Origin of the sequence: Aquibium pacificum (genome assembly GCF_040839445.1) — a bacterium.
Taxonomy (GTDB): domain Bacteria; phylum Pseudomonadota; class Alphaproteobacteria; order Rhizobiales; family Rhizobiaceae; genus Aquibium; species Aquibium pacificus.
Window position 1 is genome coordinate 52,853 of the sequence record NZ_JBDPGJ010000002.1, and the last position, 20,066, is coordinate 72,918.

The window sequence follows — 20,066 nt, forward strand, 5'->3', positions numbered from 1 at the left end:
CGCCTAACATTTCCCGAGCATGTCGAGCAATTTCGTAGAACCGCTAATATAGATCAACCCGCTTTGAGGTGTCTGTAGTCCGCTCGGATAGTCGCTCAAACCGGTAGCGGAGCAATTTAGATCTATTAATGTGCACATGCACCGTTCGACCCGCCGGCACAATGCCGCGGCTAGGCCCGAGAACGCTCTTGCCTCCCGCCCCATTGCCGTGAAAGGAGACCCATCTCCAACAAGCTCTAAGTTCTTCGCCAGGGAATCGAGATGGTGATCCGAAATGTTCAACAATCCGGTCTGGCTTATCTCAATTGTGATAGCCGACAACCCTTCTTGAAGAGTCGTCATGAAAAAAATAACATCGGGCAGGCGCGAGAAGACCTTGATGACATCTATCATTCTATCGAGTTCTTCAATAGCACCTAACACTTCCATAACTGGGCTGTCATTGTCTACGACAAGACCCGACCTCAATTTCGTCTTGAGTGTACTGCTTCTTGAGGAGGAGAAAAACGAACCGAAGCCCGTCATGTTGATGATCCTTCCGTTTCAATATGCTGCCCTTCAAGGCGTCGATGGACGAAGTTGCGCCTTTCGGAATGCCGCTGCGTAGCTGCAATACTGGGCCCAGGTCGCCGCAATCATGTCGCGCTTTTTCGCATCGAGCGGTGCGATCTGCTTTGCGGGGCTGCCGCCGTAGAGCCAGCCGCTCTCCAGGATCTGTCCTTCGGTGGTGCGCGCGCCGGCGGCCACTAGCACGTCGTCCTTGACGATGGTGCCCGGCGCGACGACCGAGCCGATGCCGATCAGGCTGGCGTGGCCGACCTCACAATCGGTCATCGTGACATTGTGGCCAATCGTCGATTCCGCGCCGATTATCACCCGTCCGCAAACCGCCCGGATCACCGTATTGTCCTGGATGTTCGTGTGCAGACCCACCTTGATCGCCTGATCTCCCGCATCGAGTTCGCAGCCATACCAGATGCCGTTCTCGCCCTCGCATTCGATCCGGCCGCGAAGCCTGACATTGGCCGCAACGAAGACGTCTTGCGTCGGGCCTGAACCGGAGTCCGGCGAAGCCGCTTCGTACTCGTCAGGCTCGCTCCGCGCCGCGTGATGCAGCGCGTCAAGTTCGCCCGCTTCCAGCCTGCGCACACGCTTGGCTGGCGCGCCCTCATAAAGCCAGCCGCTTTCGAGCGCGGAGCGCGGAAACACAATTGATCCGGCGGCGATGGCGCAAGCCTCCGCCACCTTGGAGCCATCGAGCACCACGACATCGTCGCCGATAAAGCAATCGCCACCGACATCGCAGGCATGAATGACCGCGCGGCGTCCCGCCGTGACATGCGATCCGATATGGGTGGGCAGGACGTCGTGCGCGATATGGACGGTGCCGCGGCCCCCAAGCCGGAAATCGTCGCCGATCGTCACATAATGCCCGTCGGCGCGGATTACCGAGCGCGCGCCGAGCCAGGCGGACCGGCCGAGGGTGGCTCGGCCCAGCACCGCCGACCCCGGGCCCATATAGGTCGGTGGCGATGCGAAGACCGGCGCCGTGCCTTTATAGGGCAGGATGATCGGGGTTTGTTCGATGGTCATACCCGCGTCCTCATTCAAATCCGACGCATGCCTATCGCGCGGTTGCCGCAGCGTCGACAAGAGAAGCGGCTAGAAAACCGGCGTCTCGCGATAGACGCCCCAGACGTCCTTCAGCTTTTCGACGATGTCGCCCATGGTCGCACCGGCCCGCACGAGATCGATCGTCGCCGGCATGATGTTCTTGTCCGGGTCGCGGGCAACCTCGACCAGCTTGTCCAGGAGCCGCTCGATCTCGGCCTGGTCGCGTTCGGCGCGCACGCGGCGGGTGCGCGAGATCTGCCGTTCCGCCGTCGTCGGATCGTAGGGGTGCGTTTCAAACTTCTCGTCCGCGCCGTCCAGCCGATAGCGGTTGACCCCGATCACCGGCTTTTCGCCGGACTGCTTTCGAAGCGCGGTGTCATAGGCGAAGTCGGCGATGTGCTTCTGGAACCAGCCCTCCTCGATCAGCTTGATCGTGCCGCCGCGCTCGTCGATCTCGTCGAGGATATCGAAGATTCGCTTTTCATATTCGTTGGTCAGTGACTCGACATAGTAGGAGCCGCCGAGCGGATCCACGACCTGGGTGACGTTGGTCTCGTCGGCGATCACCTGCTGGGTGCGAAGCGCAAGCTGCATCGCCTCCTCGGTCGGGATGGCGAAGGCCTCGTCGAAGCCGTTGGTGTGCAGCGATTGCGCGCCGCCGAGCACCGCCGACAGCGCCTGCATGGCGGTGCGCACCACATTGACCATGTATTGCGGCTTGGTGAGCGAGGCGGCTGCGGTCTGGCAGTGGAAGCGCAGCCGCATCGATTCCGGCTTCTGGGCCCCGAAGCGCTCTTTCATGATCTTGGCGTAGCAGCGCCTCAGCGCGCGGAATTTGGCGATCTCCTCGAAGAAATCCGCCTGGCTGACGAAGAAGAAGGCGAGCCGGGGTGCGAACTCGTCAACATGCAGCCCGGTCTTGGTCACCTCCTCGACATAGGTGATCAGGTTGGCGAGCGTGAAGGCGGCCTCGTGAAGCGGCGAGGAGCCGGCCTCCGAGATGTGGTAGCCGGAAATGTTGATGGGGTTGTAGCGCTTCATGGTCTTCGCCGAATGGGCGATGATATCGCGCACGATGCGCACGGACGGCGCAATCGGGAAGATGTATTCCTTCTGCGCCATATATTCCTTGAGGATGTCGGCCTGCACCGTGCCCGACAACTTGTCGAGGTCGTAGCCGCGCTGCTCGGCCAGCACGATATACATGGCAAGCAGGATCCAGGCCGTCGGATTGATAGTCAGCGATACGGAGATGTTTTCGAGATCGATCCCTTCAAGCAAGGCCTCCATGTCGGCCAGCGTATCGATGGCGACGCCTTCGCGGCCGACCTCGCCATCCGACATCGGATGGTCGCTGTCGTAGCCCATCAGGGTAGGCATGTCGAAATCGGTCGAGATGCCAGTCTGGCCCTGCTCGATCAGGAATTTGAAGCGCCGGTTGGTGTCCTCGCCGGTGCCGAAGCCGGCGATCTGGCGCATGGTCCAGTTGCGGCCGCGATACATGGTCGGATAAGGGCCGCGGGTGAACGGGTAGCGCCCCGGAAGGCCGATATCCTCGACTGGCGTGCCGGCGATGTCGGCCGCCGTATAGGTGCGCTTGACCGGGATGTCGCCCAGCGTGAAGAACTGCTCCTTGCGCTCCGGCGCGCGCCGCACGAAGTCGGCAACCTCGTTCTCCTCCCATTCGCGAACGATGCGTTCCAGATCTTGCGTGGGCGTGCGATCAACCGTTTCGGACATTGTCTTCTCCCTTGAATTTCATGACCATGGCGCTGGCGGCGGCATAGGGGTCGTCCTGCCGCGCGACGAGCCGGTCGACACAACCCGCCTGGCTCCCGGCGAGCACCTTGCGGAACTGTTCCAGCGCTAGCGTCTCGGCGGTCTTGGCCAATCGGAATGCGGCGATGCTTTCGCGTCTTGCCTCGCCCGCCTCGCCGTCGAGCGCCGCCCGGTGGCGCCCCAGCGCCTCGACCAGCGCGTCGAACCCTTCGCCCGAGACCGAGGACAGGCCGACGACCGGCGGCCGCCAACCGTGGCGTGGAAACTGGTCCTTCAGCATCATCTTCAGGTCGGCGATGGTGCGGTCGGAATCGCTGCGGTCGCATTTGGACACCACATGGATGTCGGCGATCTCCAGGATGCCGGCCTTGATCGCCTGCACCTCGTCGCCAAGGCCGGGGGCCGAGACGACGACGGTGGTGTGCGAAGCGTTGGCGATCTCGACCTCGTCCTGGCCGACTCCGACGGTCTCGATGATGATCACGTCGAAGCCGGCGACATCGAGAATGTCGACCACGTCAAGGGCTGCATGCGCCATGCCGCCGACAGCGCCGCGCGTCGCCATGGAGCGGATGAAGACGCCCGGATCAAGCACCAGATCGCTCATGCGGATGCGGTCGCCGAGGATCGAGCCGCCGGAATAGGGGCTGGAGGGATCGATTGCGACGATGGCCACCTTGGCCTCGGTGCGGCGCAACCGCTCGACAAGCTTGCCGACCAGCGTCGACTTGCCCGAACCGGGCACGCCGGTGATGCCGATCACATGCGCGCGGCCGGCCTTGCGGTAGATGTCTCCGATCGCGGCGCGCGCTTCGGCCGCGCCTGCTTCCGCCCGCGAGATCAGCCGGGCGACGGCGAACGCCTCGCCCTGCTCCACGCGTGGAACAAGCGCCTCGGACGGGATATAAGCGCGCGTCACGAGGCGCTCGCTCCTTCCAGCCGCTGGCGCATCTCGCGCAGCACTTCGCGGTCGTCGGTCACCCGGCGCGCCTTGAAGTCGGTCCGCTCGATCGAATGCTGCGGCACTATCTCGACCATGGTCCTGAGGCCGAGCAGCTTCTGCAGGCTGGCCGCGACCTCGCGCCGGAATGCCCCAACCCGCGCCTCGCCGGCATTCCAGATCTCGGGCTCAGCCTCGACGCTGACCGCCAGCTCATCCATGATGCCTTCGCGCGTGATGACGATCCGGTGCTCGCCGCCATAGCCCTTGGTGGCGTTCAGCACCGCGTCGATCTCGCTCGGATAAACGTTTTCGCCGCGGATCGTGAACATGTCGTCGATGCGGCCGATGATGCCCATCGGCAGGCGCGGATAGGTGCGGCCGCAAGGGTTCGGGCCGTCCTCCCACAGCGTCAGGTCGCCGGAAAGCAGCCGGATCATCGGCTGCGAGGTACGCTCCAAATGCGTATACACCGGCGTCCCGCGCTGCCCGTAGGAGACGCGGTGGAAGTTCGAAGGATCGCAGACTTCGGTATAGACCACGTCCTGCCAGCAAAGCATGCCGTCGGTCTCGGCCGAACCGGCGACGTTCATCCACGGCGTCATTTCGCCCATCGAGCCGGAGTCGAAGACGCGGGCGCCGTAGAGCTCCTCGATCTTTCCCTTGACGGCGGGAATCGACGCCCCCGGTTCGCCGGAGAAGAACATTGTCCTGAGTCCAAGCTGCTTCGGATCGAGACCGTTGTCGATCGCCGTCTGCGCCAGATGCAGCGCATAGGTCGGCGTGCCGTAGAAGGCCGCGGGCTTCAAAAGGTCGAGCCATTGCGCGCATCGCGCGCTCATGCCGGCAGCGCCGGCGCCGAACGGGAACGCCTTGGCGCCAAGGCGCTCGGCCCCCGCCAACGCGCCCCAGCTGCCGACATAGAGGCTGAAGATCGCCGCCACGCAGATCGTGTCGCCCGGCCGCATGCCCATGGCCCACATGATACGTGCATGTGCGTTGGAGATTGCGCGCCAGTCATTGCGGCCGATGGCGAAGGCGGTCGGTCGGCCCGTCGTGCCGCTGGTGCCGTGGATGTGGAAGATTTCAGACTCGGGCACGCAGAGATAGTCGCCGAAGGGCGGTTGAGCGGCCTGCGAGGCGCGCAACTCCGCCTTGGCGACGACGGGGACTCGGGCTTCGAAATCCTCGAGCGACTTCAGCTGCGCGGGATGGAAGCCGGCCTGGTCCCATTTGCGTTTGTAGAAGGGTGCATGCTCGTAGGCGTAGGCGCAGACCTCTTGTAGCCGCTTCAGGACCGCGGCTTCACGGTCGCCGGCGGGCATGGTCTCGCGCGTGGGAAACCAGTAGCGGCTGTCGGCCGGGGGCAGGTAGGAATCGTCATATGACGGCGGAAAGCTCCAATTCTCCATCGGCTGACCCCTCACCGCGCGCCGCGCTGTTCGACGAGGCGGTTGAGCGTCTCGACGATCGCCTGGGGCGGCGTGTCCTGCAGCAGGATCTCGGCCACGCCCATCTGCTTGAGCTCGGCCACGTCCTCGTCCGGCATAACCCCGCCCGCGACCACAATCATGTCGTGCACCCCCTTCTCCTTGAGCAGGGCGAAGATCTTGGGGAACACGGTCATCTGCACGCCCGACAGAAGGCTGACGCCGAGAATGTCGACATCCTCCTGGACCGCCGCCGTCACCACCTCCTCCGGCGACCGGTGCAGGCCGGAATAGACGACGTCCATGCCGGCGTCGCGTAACGTGCGCGCCACCACCTTGACGCCGCGGTCGTGCCCGTCGAGGCCGACTTTTGCCAACAGCACACGAATAGGCATTCGACATTCCTCCCTGCATCTACTACTTGCATTTCGTATACGAATGTGCTGGCCTCATCAACCTATCATTCCAGAGAATGAGAAGCAGGGTGGGAGCAGTCGGACGGGGAGAAATTCATGGAGTCCATCGCGCCCTCGAAATCGCTGGTCGAGCGGACCTATGATGCACTGTTGGACGCCATCTGCACCGGTGTCTTCCGGCCCGGCGAACGTTTAGGCCAGGATGATATCGCTGAGCGGCTCAACGTCTCGCGCCAGCCGGTCAACAGCGCCATCACCATGCTCAAGTCGCAGCGCTTCGTCACCGATACGGGACGGCGTGGCGTCGTCGTGGCACCGGTTGACCGGGAGCTATTCGAGGCGATCTACCAGTTCCGCTCGGTCGTCGAGCCTCTAGCGGCCGAATTGGCGACGGCTCGCATGGATGCGGCCGCTATCACGCGCGGACGCGAGATCGTGGCGCGTGGCACCCGTCTGATGCAAGCGGGCGACGCCAAGGCAGTCCTGAAGGCGGACATTGACTTCCATAGCTTGATCTATGAATTGAGCGGCAATCCGATCATCGCAGAGACGATGCGGCTAAACTGGCTACATTTGCGCCGCTCCATGGGTGAAGTGCTGAGGTTCCCCGGCATGACAATCCAAGTCTGGAAGGAGCACAAGATAATCTTCGAGGCGATGGTGGCGGGTGATGCGGCAGTCGCCGCGGCCGAAATGCTGAGCCATATCGTGCAAGCGCCGCAGCGAGTGATCGGATAGCTTTCGGCCCTAAGAGTCCTCTCTGATTGGGGTCGGTGAGGTCAAGCTTCTCCTGCCACTTTCATTCCGGACAATGACGCTCCGTGGGTCACTCGCTTCTCTTCGCGGTCGGCGCGGGGCCGCCGCATGATGGGGTCAGGAGAGCGAGGCGTCTCAATCGTATCACGACCTTGCAAGCTATAGACCTGCGGGTTCCGGACTCTCAACGAGATCGTCTCGCCTATCGTCCCCACGGAACGATCCGGGATCGCCCTTTCGGGCGGAAGCTGCCTCTGATCAGTTTCGGTTCACATCGCCAGTGCGGCTGGCTCCTTTCCAAAGCGGAATTCGGTTGCGTCGGCCCACATGCGGTGCAGGATGACGCCCAGTTTGCGGGCCACCGCTATACGCGCTCGCGCCATGCCGCGCCTTTTGGCGATGCTCATGCCCCACGCCCTCAGGATCGACCATTTCTTCGAGCGCACGAGCAGCGAATGAGCCGCCTCGTAGAGCGCGGTGCGGGCGAGTTCGTCGCCGCAGCGGCTGATCTTGCCCTGAATGTCGGTTTCGCCGGACTGGTAGCGCCGGCGTGAGCCCCAGATGCGGCCCCACCGCTCGGCTGGAGCCGAACCGCTCCGGCCGGTCGATTGTGGCGCGGAAGGCGAGCGCCGTGATCGGTCCGACACCGGGCGCGCTCATCAGCCGCCGGCAAACTTCCTCCTTGCCCACGATGTCGAGAACCTGCTTGGTCAAGCGACCGAATTCCTTCAGCATCGCGCCGAGGATCGTTAGCAGCGGCTCAACCATCGCCATAGTCTCGGCGTCGCCGTCGGCCAACTCGCGGACCCGCCCCGCGAAGGCGGTGCGCGAGGGCGTGCCGAGCTTGATGCCGGCCTCGCGCGGGATGGCGCGCACCACGTTCTCGATCGAACGCATCTCGTTCAGCACCGTGCGGCGGGCAACCAGCAGCGAGCGCCACAGGCGACATTGCCGGCTCTTCACATGCACCTGCCGATACCAGCCGGTGCGCATGATCTGGGCCAACGCACGCGCATCGTTGCGATCGGTCTTGTTGGGCATCGTCTTCATCGCGGCGTTGGCCTGACGCGTCTCGATGCAGATCGCTGGCAGGCCCTCGGCGTGCAGGGCGTCGTGAAGCCAGGCCGTCAGCGAGCACGCCTCCAGCCCGATCCGCTCCAGCTGCAGATCGACTTTCCGCAACGCGTCGCTCAACGCCTCCGGCTCGCTCGCCGCGCGCGCCTCCCTGACGATCCGGCCGCCCTCGTCAACGATGCAGATGGTGGTCTCTTCCAATGAAACGTCCAGTCCGGCAAAATACTTCATGGCTGCTCCTTCCCGATAGTTGTGGCGCTCCAAAGCGACCACGTTCTAACATCCCGACAGGAGCAGCCGCCCGCATCTGGGCTCGGGCGAGACCCCAATCACCCCATCTGTGCCGAAACTTCTCATGAGGCTCGGGCAATGCGCCTGACGAGGATCATGACGGCGGCGGCGTAGAGGAATGCGGCGGCGGATTCGATGGTTGCCTCCGCGTCCTTCCAGAGGCGTCGGTTGCGACTGATCCACGCGAAGAAGCGCTCGACGACCCAGCGCCTCGGCTGGACGGCGAAGCCGACCTGATCGGGCTTGCGCTTGACGATCTCGACGGCGATGGAGGTGGCTTCGGCTACCCGCGGACCTGATAGCCGGCATCGGCGAAGAACTTGTGGATGAAGGGGAACGGCCGCCGTGAGGCTTGCAGCACGGGGCCTGCACCGTCGCGGTCCTGAATGCTGGCGGGGTGCGGGAACAGCACCAGCGCCCGGCCGTCGGTGTCGACAAGGGCGTGGCGCTTGCGGCCCTTGATCTTCTTGCCGGCATCATAGCCGCACGGCCCGCCGCTCTCGCACGTCTTTACACTCTGACTATCGATGATCGAGGCCGTGGGCGAGGCTTCCCGGCCGCAGCGCTCGCGGTCCAGCATCAGCAGTCGATGATTGATCTTCTCGAACAGGCACTCGTCGCGGAAGCGGCGGAACCAGCGGAACACCGTGCTTCTGGGCGGAAGTCCGACGGCAGAAGCCGCCAGCCGATACCGCCGCGCATGACGTAGAAGATCGCGTTCATGATCTTGCGTAGCGGCCATCGGCGCGGCCGCCCCGTCTTCCCGCACCCGGCATCATGGGCGCGATCAAACTCCACTCCAGATCCGTCAGGTCGGTTTCGTAGCGCAGGCTTTCACGGTTATGCTGGCAACGGGTAGCTGGCGTCCACATCAGGTCTCTCCGAGTAGGCTTCGACACCCAATTCGGAATCACGACCGCGCCAGCTACTCAACCCTTCTCTATTCGGCGTGTTCAGGTCAAGCGCTTCGAGCCTTTCCATGTGCCCGACGTCGACGTCTTTCGCAGGCCCTTGCTTCTCTACGGGATCGGCGCATTGCCCTCCCAGCATAGGATTAGGAGAATGAGGCAGTCCCATCTTTTGGGCGTCCTGACCGACATCGAGTGCGGTCGGCACGGAGTTGAGTTCGAACTTACCTCATCCATCGTCCTGCGAAGGACGCTTGTCCGCCGGGGCGGAACTTTCTGTCTCTCTCCTTCCTGGCCGTCCGGATCAGATGATCGGTGCCGTAGCTTCCCGCGTCCAGCGGAACCCCGCGCCATCCAGCCACATGCAATGCATGATGACCGCCAGGCGACGTGCGAGGGCGACGATGGCCTTGCGCGTCCCGCGTCGCTTCGCGACGTTCATTGCCCAGGCTTTCAACCATGACCATTTCGTCACGCGCGTCAGCAGCGTCTGTGCGGCCTCATAGAGCAGCGTTCTCATCATGCCGTCCCCACATAGGGAGATGCGGCCCACGCGCTTGCTCTCGCCGGACTCGTTGAGCTTCGGCGTCAGGCCGAGGATGGGACCCACCGCCTTGGAGCTTTTGAATCGCTGCGGAATGTCGATGGTTGCGGTATAGGCCAGCGCCGTAACGGCACCGACACCGGGGATCGTCATCAAGCGCTTGCAGGTCGCATCCTCCTCCGCGGACGCCAGCACCATCTTGTGAAGGCGAGCAAATCGGCGCGCAGCTTGTTTCGGGCAGAAAGCAGCGCCTCCATGAGTTCCTCGAGACCGGGCATTCCTTCACGAGTTCCCGAATACGCTCCTCGAATTTCACTGTTCCCACAACACCAACCTTGAGCCCGAAGTTGCGCAGAAGATCGCTCACGCTCTCATCGTCACGTGCGAGACCGAGATCATTCAGGATCGCGCCGATGTTCGATTCCGTCAGCAGCTTCGCCGCGGGAGTGCCGGCAAGCCTGCGCCAACCCATGAACATCCGGCCGGCGGGGCCGGCATCGCCGCCGGGCTTCGTCAACAGCACGGCGTCGCGCAGCGCCCTTTCATCCTCGAGGCGGCCGGCCTGCCTCGCCGTTGCAGCGGCCGCGGCAAGTGCCAGTCGCTGCCGCCAGGCGCCGGACCACCGCGCCTGCTGGCGGACCACCGCATCGAGCGCGCCGATGGCGGCGCCGGCGGCGAGCGCGACATCCTCAAGGGCAATTGGCCTTGCGTCTTTTCCCGCAAGGCTTTGCGCATCCGGGATGGCCCGGCGCAGCCAGGCCGGCACTGGTGCCATCGGGGCGGTCGAAGCAGCACCGCAAAGCGTGACGTGCTGGCTTGGGGTGGGTTGCGGACGTAGAATCATTAGCGGCAGCATGATTCAACGCGGCGCTTCTAGCAACGGATAAGGCAACGAACCGCCGCACCTGTCGTCACTCGATAATGAATGATAATGTTGCACTAACATTCGTTCTCATATCTCAGCATATACGACCTGATGATATTTGCGCTCTACAAATTATTTACCTTGGCGTCAGTGGCTGAGGTGCTCGAATTGCAGCAACCCTTGAACAACTTTCCGATGCACAATCTCTGAACCGGAGATGTTTTTCATCCCGCCAAGCCATGCGTGAATCACTTGGGCGGAGCGGCGGTCGCATACTGCATTGGCCTTTGAGACGGTACTGACGCTGACCCTCGCATCATGCGAGTAAGTAATTGTTTTTTATGCGTCTTCTTCGAGTGCTGGCTTGACTCACCGATGTGCTGTCGCTATGCGGCGGCTTGGGAGTTAAGGAATGAGTGCAGTTCAGTTCCGCGCAGCGGGTCCGGCCCGCCCAGTGCCGCACAGTGGTGTGAGGTCACAGGAAACGGTGCGGCCGCCATCCCGAGATCCTGAGTTGGCAAGGCTCCAGAAGGCACACGCGACCGTGGCTCAGCTCGTCGTGAGCGATCTCATCTATTCGCCCATCTTTGAGCGTCTCGAAGCCGAGATCGCAACCGAGGAAGCAAAGCGAACGGCCTCGGATCCCATCTCAGCTGCAAGAGCGATTGTAGCAGCGCGCCGCTCGCTCCGGCGCGACTAATAGGCGAATGCCTCGAGGAGATCGCGAGCTTCCTTGAGTGAAGCGCCATCTCCATACCGCTCCCGCCCCCCAAGGCTGTGGCCCATCAGATCGCGACGAATTCGTTCGTCAATCTTGGCATGCAACATCCGGTCCTCGAACGAATGCCGGAGGCTATAAAGCGTGTGCCTGTCGGTCTCGAGAAGCCCGTTCTCGCGCAGATAGCTGTTTGCCGTAGCGCTGATGCGGTCTTTGAACCGATAGTTCGGGAATCCATCCGGGTGTCGCCGCATGGCGTCGAGGCTGATGCCGACCAGCGGCATGGTTCGCTTCGAGGAGCCCGCCTTCAAGTGCTTTCCTTCCGGCAAAATCGAAATGTGTGGAACTGAATGGTTGAGGCAGATATGGGCAGGCAGGAGACTCGCAATCTCGCTCGGGCGGCAGCCCGTATTGACCATTGTGAGGATAATGTCCCGCGCCTCCTCGTTCATTCCGTCCAGCGCGCCAGCGGCAAGCAGTTTGGTGCGGATCCATTCTTCAGAGAAGGGAGGACGCTTATTGTCATCACCTTCCTCGAAGGTGAGATCATCGAGCGGCAATAGGAGGCCAAGCCTCTTCAGCCGATTGACCAATCGGAACGTGCTCCCAATGTATCCGATATCCTTGTTGGCGCTGTTGGGAGTGAGACCTTCCTTGATCAGCCGATCCATCCACCATTGCCGGAAGTTCAACATGTCGTCACCGGTGATGGAAGCCAGCTTTTTGTCGCCGACAACCTTGATGAAGTTGTTGATGGCCTTGATGCGGGGATTTCTCCATCGCCGGACCTGGTCCTCGCTCTTGCCGATTGCCTTGTCGGCAGCGAGCTCCCAGTAGAGTTCCAGCGCACGGCTCACCGTGATCCCCGGCTCCTTCGCACCTCCAAGTACGGCCGCTGCAACAGCTTTGTCGGGAGTACCATCCCTGCGGGTTGCCGCCTCAACTCTCTCGAGGAGCGCCTCGCGTGGCAATGTGGCCACCTTCGTAGCAGTCAGCCAGCGAAAGCCGCGCGCCTGCGCCAGATCGTGAGCCGCCCGAAACTGACGCTCGGCATCAGCGGTATCTCCAGCCAGTTGCGCTTCCCAGCCCTCGATGTAGCGGGCCCAAGTCTGAGCAGCCTTCTGCTTCGCCAAAGCCTCTGAATCCGACTTCAAGGTGATCCAGATCGAAGGACGCGATTCAACAGATCGGTACCGCTGCGGTACCCGCCGAACGAGGTGATACGTATCGCCGCGCTTGCGAAGCTTAATATCCCGTTTCACCGGCATCCTCTAATCCTACTGGCGCGCCGCCACGCTAGATGCATAGCACAGTGTATAGCAAAACGGGAAGCAAATGCCAGCGGCGCTCGGAGAGCGCGCAGAGGAGCAGCCAAAAATGACATATAGTTCAGTGCTTTAGGGCGATCGGGATTGACACTGGGTGGCGGAGAGAGAGGGATTCGAACCCTCGATACGGTTTCCCGTATACACGCGTTCCAGGCGTGCGCCTTCAACCACTCGGCCACCTCTCCACATGCGCCGCGACCGCCGGAGCGGGAAGGACGACGCGGCTCATCTAGTCGATCTCGCCCCCGATGCCAAGCCGTCTTTCACACTTCCGTCATGCGGAGCAGCGGACGCAACCGTTCCCGCTTCCTCCGCCCGCGGCGAGCGCGGATGCCGATCGGCGCGTGGCAGGCGCTTTCCGGTTCCGCGTCGTGCGCAATTCACGTGCTCGCAGCCGCGCATTCCGTCTCTCGGCTGCCAACCCGAGCCGGCGGGCTCGACGACGGAGGGCCGCCGCCGCCGGGAGACAGCCAAGCCGGGCGCCGAGCAAGATGTGCCCTGGTCCTTGCAGTCCGAAGCCGGACCGCCGCTCACGCTCAGCGGTGGCGGAAGTTCGGCGTGCGCTTTTCCACGAAGGCGGTCATGCCCTCGCTCTGGTCGTCGAGCGCGAACATGGAATGGAAGACGCGGCGCTCGTAGCGCAGGCCTTCGGCCAGCGTGGTCTCGTAGGAGCGGTTCACCGCCTCCTTGGCCATCATGACGGCCGGCAGCGAGAAGGAGGCGATCTTGCCGGCGGCCTTCAACGCCTCCTCGTGCAGGTCGCCCACCGGTACCACGCGCGAGACGAGGCCGCAGCGCTCGGCCTCGGCCGCGTCCATCATGCGGCCGGTCAGGCACATGTCCATGGCCTTCGACTTGCCGACGAAGCGGGTCAGCCGCTGCGAGCCGCCCATGCCGGGCATGACGCCCAACGTGATCTCGGGCTGGCCGAACTTGGCGTTCTCGGCCGCGATGATGAAGTCGCACATCATGGCGAGTTCACAGCCGCCGCCGAGCGCATAGCCCGCAACCGCGGCGATGATCGGCTTGCGGATGCGCGTCATCGCCTCCCAGCCGGCGAAGAAGTCCTCCATGTAGGCGTCGATGTAGCTCATCTGCTGCATCTGCTTGATGTCGGCGCCGGCCGCGAAGGCCTTTTCGGAGCCCGTGACGACGATCGCCCCGACCGCCGCGTCGGCTTCGAAATCCTCGAGCGCGGCGACCATCTCCCTCATCACTGTCGTGTTCAGCGCATTCAGCGCCTGCGGGCGGTTGAGCGTGATCAGCCCGACGCGCGCGCGGGTCTCGACGATGATCGTTTCGTAGGCCATGGAACCCTCCGGTGTTTCGGCTCGAAATGGAATAGAGGATCGCGCGGCGGAAGGGAACGGAGCGGGTCGCCGCCGAGAGCGGTCAGCCGGTTTGCGGCTATGGTAGCCCGAGCGCCCGGACGACCAGCGACCGCGCGTCGCCGTCGTGCCGGAAGCCCAGCCCGTCGGCGATCGGGGTGAAGAGCGGCGGATAGGACCCGTACTGCGCCTCGATCGCCGCATCGGGAGCGTAGCTGAGGCGCCCGCGCACACCGTCGCCGAAGCGCTCCGCGAGCGCATCCGCGATCTCTCCCATGGACAGCCGCAAGGCCGGCAAGGTGAACGCCCGCCTGCCCACGAGCCTCTCCGAAGAAAGCGTGGCGGCGTGAAGAAGGTTGTCGATGCAGCGTTCGCGCGACATCAGCCAGGAGGTCGAACCCGGCGAGACCGGGCAGATAAAATCCTCGCCCTCGGCGAGCGCGGTGAAGATGTCGCTCATGTAGGCCGAGTGGTGCCCGCCGGGCCGGCGCGGCCGCGCCACGATGCCGGGCAGGCGCAGCGCGATGCCGTCGATCAGCCCGCGCCGCGCATGATCGGCGATCAGCGTCTCGGCGACGAGCTTGTGCGCGCCGTAGGCCAGGGTGGGCAGCGGCAGGGTCTCGTCGTCGACCTTGTCGCGCGGCAGCGGCACGCCGAAGACGGCGATTGAGGAGGCGAAGACCAGCCGCGCCGGCTCCTTCTGGCGCGACAGGAGATCGAGGAGGCCGAACACCGCCTCGCCGTTGATGCGCCATCCGCGCTCCGGATCGGCCTCCGTCGCCCCGCCGGGCATGGCGGCGAGGTGAAAGAACACGTCGACCGGCTTTGCCAGGAAGGAGGCGCGAAACGCGGGATCGGCGACGTCGCCCTGCAGCATCTCCACGCCCGCCGGCGCGCCTGCCTCGAAGCGGGCATCCACGGCGACGATCGTCGAGATGTCCCCGGCCGGGCCCGGCAGGCCCGACATGCCCGACAAGCGCTCGACGAGGCCGGAACCGATGAAGCCGCCGGCTCCCGTGACGATGATGCGCAAGAAGACCTCCCCGGATTGCCGCGCCTCGGTAGGACGCCGCACGCGTCCGGTCAATGCTGGCGGATTCCCCCGGACTACGTAGATTCTCGCGTGGCGAGCCGAAGGGTGGGCGGGATCAGACCGCCACCCAGGCGCCACTCTCGCCGGCGCGGAAGATCGCGTCGATCACCTTCTGGTTCAGCACCGAGTTCTCCAGCGTGAAGACCGGCACGTCCTCGCCCTGCGCGGCGCGTGCGAAGGCTTCCGCCTGCAGCCGGTACTGGCGCGTGTCGGGAAAGCGGTAGACCGTGGCGCCGGTATGGTTCTGATTGTGCAGCGTGATGCGGTCGTCGCCGTAGATGCGCGCGTTGAAGGGCGTCTCGACCTCGATCCAGCCCTCCTCGCCATGGAAGACCATGACCTGGCGCGCCGCCATCTGGGTGGAGATGTAGAAGGTCAGGTCGAATTCGCCGAAATCGGCCGTCACCATCGAGTAGACGTCCGTGCCGAAGGTCTCGCCGCGCTCGATGCGCGCGGTAATGCGCCGCGGCTCCGTGGCGGTCGCGATACGCGTCGACACGGTCGGATAGACGCCGATGTCGAGCAGGCCGCCGCCGCCGAGCTCGGGGCGGTTGCGCATGTTGTCGGGGTCGACGTTGTAGTAGGTGAAGGCGCCCTGCACGTGCCGCAGCCGGCCGATGGCGCCCTCGTCGATCAGGTCGCGCACCTTCAGCCACTGCGGGTGGTAGGCGACCATGAAGGCCTCGCAGACCAGCACGCCGTTGCGGTCGCGCGCCGCGATCACTTCCTGAATGTCTTCGGCCTTGAGGCCCAGCGGCTTCTCCACCAGAACGTGCTTGCCGGCATCGGCCGCCTTGACCGCCCATTCCACGTGCTCCGACGTGGGCAGCGGGATGTAGACGCCGTCCACGGTGTCGGAGGCGAGCATCTCCTCGTAGGAGCCGAACGCATGCGGGGCACCGAGCCGCTCCGCCAGCGCCTGCGCACGCGAGGCATCGCGGCTGGCGACGGCCGTGACGAGGCCGTTCTCGGCATCCATGAGCGCGGGAATGACGTGCTCACGCGCGATCTTGGCGGTGGACAGGATACCCCAGCGAAACATGCTTCCTCCCTCTCGATTGTCGTCGCTGGAGAGGTTTAGCCGGTATCGTCCGGTTCCTCTAGTCCAGCGTGCGCCGGAACCTCACCAGGGCGAGGATCGAGAAGAAGACGACGAAGCCGAACAGCCACACCACCTCCGGCGCGATCGCAGCGAAATCGGCGCCCTTCAGCATCACGGCGCGGATCACCCTCAGGAAATGCGTCAGCGGCAGGATCTCGCCGAAGGCCTGCGCCCAGTCCGGCATGCCCCGATAGGGGAACATGAAGCCGGAGAGCAGGATCGAGGGCAGGAAGAAGAAGAAGGTCAGCTGCATGGCCTGCATCTGCGTGCGCGCCGCCGTCGAGATCGTGTAGCCGAGAAGCACCAGCGCCAGCACGAAGACCAGGATGACCGACAGGAGCATGGGCAGGGAGCCGATGAAGGGCACCCCGAACAGGAGCTTGGCCGCAACGAGCACAACCGTGACCTGGACCGAGCCTACCGCCAGATAAGGCAGCACCTTGCCGAGCATGATCTCCACCGGGCTCGCCGGCATGGCGAGCAGATTCTCCATCGTGCCGCGTTCCGTCTCGCGCGTCAGCGCCATGGAGGTCATCATCACCATCGTCATCTGAAGGATGACGCCGAGCAGGCCGGGCACAATGTTGTATTGCGAGATACCTTCGGGATTGTAGCGCCGGTGCACGATCACCTCGAGCGCGCCCTTTGCGCGTTCCGCCGCCTCGTGCTCCAGCCCCTGTTCGCGAAGCAGGGCGCGCGCGGCGAGCGTCGACAGCGTCGAGACCGCGCCCGACGAGGCGGACGGGTCGGTGGCGTCGGCTTCCACCAAGATGCGCGGGCTGTCGCCGCGGTCGACGCGGCGCGCGAAGTCAGCCGGGATCGTCACCACGAACGAGACCCTGCCGCTCGCCATCAGCTGTTCGGCCTCCGCCGCGCTCGCGGCGACGTGGTCGAAGCGATAGTAGTCCGTCGTCTGCAGCGCCGAGACGATGGCGCGGGTGTAGTGGTCGTTGCTCGTGGCGACGAGTGCGGCCGGCAGGCTCTTGGGATCGTTGTTAATGGCGTAGCCGAAGAGAACCAGTTGCATGAGCGGCACGCCGAGCATCATGGCGAACGTGATGCGGTCGCGCCGCATCTGGATGAATTCCTTCATCAGCATGGCGCCGAGCCGGCGCAGGGAAAAGAACCGGCTCATCGCATGTTGTCCCTGGACGTCGCCATGAACTGGATGAAGACGTCCTCGAGGCTAGTCTCTCCCGGTTCGACGCGGAGATCGCGGCCGGAGGCCAGTCGCTCCAGTGTCTCCCGCAGCTTCGCGCGGTCGGTGCCCACCACATGCAGCGTCGCACCGAACGGCGCCACCTGCTCCACGCCGGGCTGTCCGCCCAGCGCGGCGGCAACTTCGTGCAGGTTTGGGCCCGAGACGAGGAAGGTGGCCAGCCCCGCCTCGCGTACCACGTCAGCGACCGTTCCGGCCGCCAGCATCCTGCCGTAGGAGATGTAGGCGATGCGGTGGCAGCGCTCGGCCTCGTCCATGTAGTGGGTCGAGACCAGCACGGTCAGCCCGCCACGGGCCAAACGGTGGATCTCGTCCCAGAACTCGCGTCGCGCCTTGGGATCGACGCCTGCCGTCGGCTCGTCGAGGAGCAGCAGCCGCGGGTGGTGCATGATGCAGGCGGCCAGTGCCAGCCGCTGCTTCCATCCCCCTGACAGAGTGCCGGCGAGCTGGTTGCGGCGCGAGGCGAGGCCGAGTTCCTCCAGCGTATCGCCGACATGCGTGGCGACCGGCCTCAGCCCATAGAGCCGCGCGACGAAGGCGAGGTTTTCCGCAATCGTCAGATCCTCGTAGAACGAGAATTTCTGCGTCATGTAGCCGACCTCGCGCTTGATCATCCGGCCTTGCGTCCGGAGGTCGTAACCGAGCACGCGCCCATCGCCCTCGTCCGGCGTGAGCAGACCGCACATCATGCGGATCGTGGTGGTCTTGCCGGAACCGTTCGGTCCGAGGAAGCCGACGATCTCGCCTTCCGCCACGCTCATGGAGACTTGGTCGACGACCGTCTTGTCGCCGAAGCGCTTGACGAGATTCGTGACCTCGATGGCGTTCATGGGGTTGAGGAGGGAAGTAAGGGAGCAGGGCGGTACAGCAGTACGGCAATGCGGTGGTGGGGCAGCAGGATACGGCGGTTGCCTCGGATAGCCATGGATGGCACATCAGCCGGCAGCACAGCGAAGGCGCCATGTTCGGGAGCAATTCCTCGGCACTTCATCGCTTCGCCTCGAAGGTTCCCACTGCCCTACTGCCTACTGCCCCAGTTCCACGTCCACGATCTGCCCTGGCTGCAGCCGCGTGGCCGCCTCCTCGGGCCGCGCCTCGACGAGGTAGACCAGCTTCTGGCGTGTCTCGATCGAGTAGATTACCGGCGGCGTGAATTCCGGTTCCGGGGAGACGTAGGAGACACGCGCGGAAAGGCCGGGCGGGCAGCCGTCGCAGCGGACGCTGAGGAGGTCGCCGACCTTGATGGCGGAGAAGGCCTCCTCCGGCACGTAGAGCTTTAGCTTGACCGCCCCATCGGGCAGCAGCGAGACGACCGGCGCGGACGGTCCCGCGATGTCGCCCGCATTGCGGATGACGTCGTTGACCCGCCCTGCGGACGGGGCCGCGATCACCCGCTGCGAGAGCCGCCAGCGCGCGTTTTCCAGCGTCGCCTGCGCCTGCTCCACCTGGTTTTCTGCCGCCTTGATGGTCTCCGCACGGGCGGCGAGGCCGGCGACCGCGAGGTTCGCCTTCGCCTGCCCGAGCTGCGCCTCCGCCATCTCGTCGGAGGTCGTCGCCTGATCGAGCTGCGCCTGGGTGGCGATGCCGCGCCGGAACAGGTCCTCGACCCGCGCCAGCGTGCGCTGGGCTTCCCTGAGCTGAGCCTCCGCCGATCGCACGGCCGCCTCCAGCACCGCGATCTCCTCGGGGCGCTTGCCGAGCTTCAGGTCGGCGAGTTGCGCCCTTGCCTGGGAAAGCGCCGCTTCGGCCTGAGATACCGCGATCCGGGCGTCCGTATCTTCGAGCCTGACGACTTGCGCCCCGGCTTCCACCTTCTGGCCGCGGTGAACGGCGACCTGCGTCACCTGCGCCACTTCGATCGGGGCCAGCATCACGTAGTCGCCCTCGACGTACCCGACGGCGAGCGGCGCGGGCGCGGCGCAGGCGCCCCAGAGATAGGCGGCAAAGGGAATGCCGCAGAGCAGGCTCATTGCTTCTGCCTCCCGCGCGCGGCGAGCACGGCGTCGAGGTTGAACCGCGCGGTCGCGACGATCTTGCCGGCCTCCGCCGGGCCGATGCCGCTCCAGCCCATCCGCCGCATCACCGCCTCGCGGCCGATTCGGAAGTAGACGACCTGCCCGATCATGGTGAAGACGGTGAGCTTCGTGCGCTCGTCCTCGGCCGGCTCGCCGGTCGCCCGCTCCCAGAGCTGGCAGAACCGCCGGTGCGTCGGTTCGAAGACGCCGGAGTAGATGCGGTCGAGAGCAGCCGTCGGATGCGCGAGTTCACGCAGGATGAACTGCACGAAGGCGCCCGATTCGGGCCGGGCCACTATGAAGTCCACCATGCGCTCGATGCCCGCCGAAAGTATCCGCTGCGCCGTCTCGGGATCCGCTGCCTGGGCGGCGGCCGGCTGCGCGCCGAGCGCCTGGTCGGCGACGGTCTGGACGGTCTCCACGATGAACTCGGCGCACGCGGCGCGAAGTCCTTCCTTGCCCCCGAAGTGATAGGCGATGGAGCCAATGTTGGCCCGTGCGGCCCCGGCGATCTCGCGCGTCGAGGTGCCGTCGTAACCCTTTTCGCCGAAAAGCCGGAGGGCCGCCTGAATGAGGGCGGCGCGGGTCTGTTCGGCCGCCGGTATTGGCTGGTTGGATACCATGGGCAATTCTTAATCAATCGATT

Annotated in this window: 16 protein-coding genes, 1 tRNA gene and 2 pseudogenes; 1 reads left to right on the top strand and 18 read right to left on the bottom strand. The window is 64.5% G+C overall.

The annotated features are described in order from the left end of the window. Positions 1–3: 3 nt before the first annotated feature. The 6 genes from ABGN05_RS06540 to ABGN05_RS06565 are packed head-to-tail and all read right to left on the bottom strand — an operon-like array spanning position 4 to position 6,158. Positions 4–525, bottom strand: a complete 522-nt coding sequence (locus ABGN05_RS06540; RefSeq protein ID WP_367953209.1) for an ATP:cob(I)alamin adenosyltransferase — start codon at positions 523–525, stop codon at positions 4–6. Positions 526–558: 33 nt separating this feature from the next. Further along, positions 559–1,611, bottom strand: a complete 1,053-nt coding sequence (locus ABGN05_RS06545) for a gamma carbonic anhydrase family protein (RefSeq protein ID WP_367953210.1) — start codon at positions 1,609–1,611, stop codon at positions 559–561. Between the two features lie 51 nt (positions 1,612–1,662). Continuing rightward, on the bottom strand, positions 1,663–3,354 hold the full coding sequence (locus ABGN05_RS06550) for a methylmalonyl-CoA mutase family protein (protein ID WP_367953211.1): 1,692 nt from the start codon (positions 3,352–3,354) through the stop codon (positions 1,663–1,665). Beyond that, the gene (meaB, locus tag ABGN05_RS06555; protein WP_367953212.1) at positions 3,338–4,312 is read right to left on the bottom strand and encodes a methylmalonyl Co-A mutase-associated GTPase MeaB; all 975 of its coding nucleotides are present in this window, start codon (positions 4,310–4,312) and stop codon (positions 3,338–3,340) included. The genes ABGN05_RS06550 and meaB overlap by 17 nt, the downstream gene beginning before the upstream one ends. After that, positions 4,309–5,745 carry a phenylacetate--CoA ligase family protein gene (locus ABGN05_RS06560; protein ID WP_367953213.1) on the bottom strand — a complete coding sequence of 479 codons (1,437 nt, stop codon included), beginning with the start codon at positions 5,743–5,745 and terminating at the stop codon, positions 4,309–4,311. The genes meaB and ABGN05_RS06560 overlap by 4 nt, the downstream gene beginning before the upstream one ends. 11 nt (positions 5,746–5,756) lie before the next feature. Then, positions 5,757–6,158, bottom strand: coding sequence for a cobalamin B12-binding domain-containing protein (locus ABGN05_RS06565; RefSeq protein WP_367953214.1), 402 nt, complete (start codon positions 6,156–6,158; stop codon positions 5,757–5,759). Between the two features lie 117 nt (positions 6,159–6,275). On the opposite strand from ABGN05_RS06565, the gene ABGN05_RS06570 reads away from it, so the two are divergent. Beyond that, positions 6,276–6,917, top strand: coding sequence for a GntR family transcriptional regulator (locus ABGN05_RS06570; RefSeq protein ID WP_367953215.1), 642 nt, complete (start codon positions 6,276–6,278; stop codon positions 6,915–6,917). A gap of 276 nt (positions 6,918–7,193) precedes the next feature. Here the strand turns inward: ABGN05_RS06570 and ABGN05_RS06575 are convergent, their stop codons facing one another. The 12 genes and pseudogenes from ABGN05_RS06575 to ABGN05_RS06630 form a co-directional block, all read right to left on the bottom strand. Then, entirely contained in the window at positions 7,194–8,240 is a 1,047-nt protein-coding gene (locus ABGN05_RS06575) for an IS110 family RNA-guided transposase (protein ID WP_367953216.1), read from the bottom strand. A gap of 122 nt (positions 8,241–8,362) precedes the next feature. Continuing rightward, positions 8,363–9,172: pseudogene (locus tag ABGN05_RS06580) on the bottom strand (IS5 family transposase). A gap of 340 nt (positions 9,173–9,512) precedes the next feature. Continuing rightward, a pseudogene (locus tag ABGN05_RS06585) lies at positions 9,513–10,596 on the bottom strand (DUF1403 family protein). A 717-nt stretch (positions 10,597–11,313) separates the two neighbouring features. Next, positions 11,314–12,603 (bottom strand): tyrosine-type recombinase/integrase, encoded by a 1,290-nt coding sequence (locus ABGN05_RS06590; RefSeq protein WP_367953217.1) that lies wholly within the window; start codon positions 12,601–12,603, stop codon positions 11,314–11,316. 155 nt (positions 12,604–12,758) lie between these two features. Next, positions 12,759–12,848 (bottom strand) — tRNA-Ser (locus ABGN05_RS06595). Positions 12,849–13,199: 351 nt separating this feature from the next. Further along, the gene (locus ABGN05_RS06600; protein ID WP_367953218.1) at positions 13,200–13,973 is read right to left on the bottom strand and encodes an enoyl-CoA hydratase; all 774 of its coding nucleotides are present in this window, start codon (positions 13,971–13,973) and stop codon (positions 13,200–13,202) included. A 97-nt stretch (positions 13,974–14,070) separates the two neighbouring features. After that, positions 14,071–15,024 (bottom strand): NAD-dependent epimerase/dehydratase family protein, encoded by a 954-nt coding sequence (locus ABGN05_RS06605; RefSeq protein ID WP_367953219.1) that lies wholly within the window; start codon positions 15,022–15,024, stop codon positions 14,071–14,073. 115 nt (positions 15,025–15,139) lie between these two features. Beyond that, complete coding sequence (locus ABGN05_RS06610) at positions 15,140–16,126, bottom strand: Gfo/Idh/MocA family protein (protein ID WP_367953220.1); 987 nt, start codon at positions 16,124–16,126, stop codon at positions 15,140–15,142. 58 nt (positions 16,127–16,184) lie between these two features. Further along, a complete protein-coding gene (locus tag ABGN05_RS06615) occupies positions 16,185–17,321 on the bottom strand; it encodes an ABC transporter permease (protein WP_367953221.1) in 1,137 nt (378 codons plus the stop codon). Beyond that, on the bottom strand, positions 17,318–18,235 hold the full coding sequence (locus ABGN05_RS06620; RefSeq protein WP_367953222.1) for an ABC transporter ATP-binding protein: 918 nt from the start codon (positions 18,233–18,235) through the stop codon (positions 17,318–17,320). Before ABGN05_RS06620 ends, ABGN05_RS06615 begins: the two co-directional genes overlap by 4 nt. 195 nt (positions 18,236–18,430) lie before the next feature. Beyond that, positions 18,431–19,375, bottom strand: a complete 945-nt coding sequence (locus tag ABGN05_RS06625; protein WP_367953223.1) for an HlyD family secretion protein — start codon at positions 19,373–19,375, stop codon at positions 18,431–18,433. Beyond that, positions 19,372–20,043, bottom strand: a complete 672-nt coding sequence (locus ABGN05_RS06630; protein WP_367953224.1) for a CerR family C-terminal domain-containing protein — start codon at positions 20,041–20,043, stop codon at positions 19,372–19,374. Before ABGN05_RS06630 ends, ABGN05_RS06625 begins: the two co-directional genes overlap by 4 nt. Positions 20,044–20,066 lie beyond the last annotated feature (23 nt).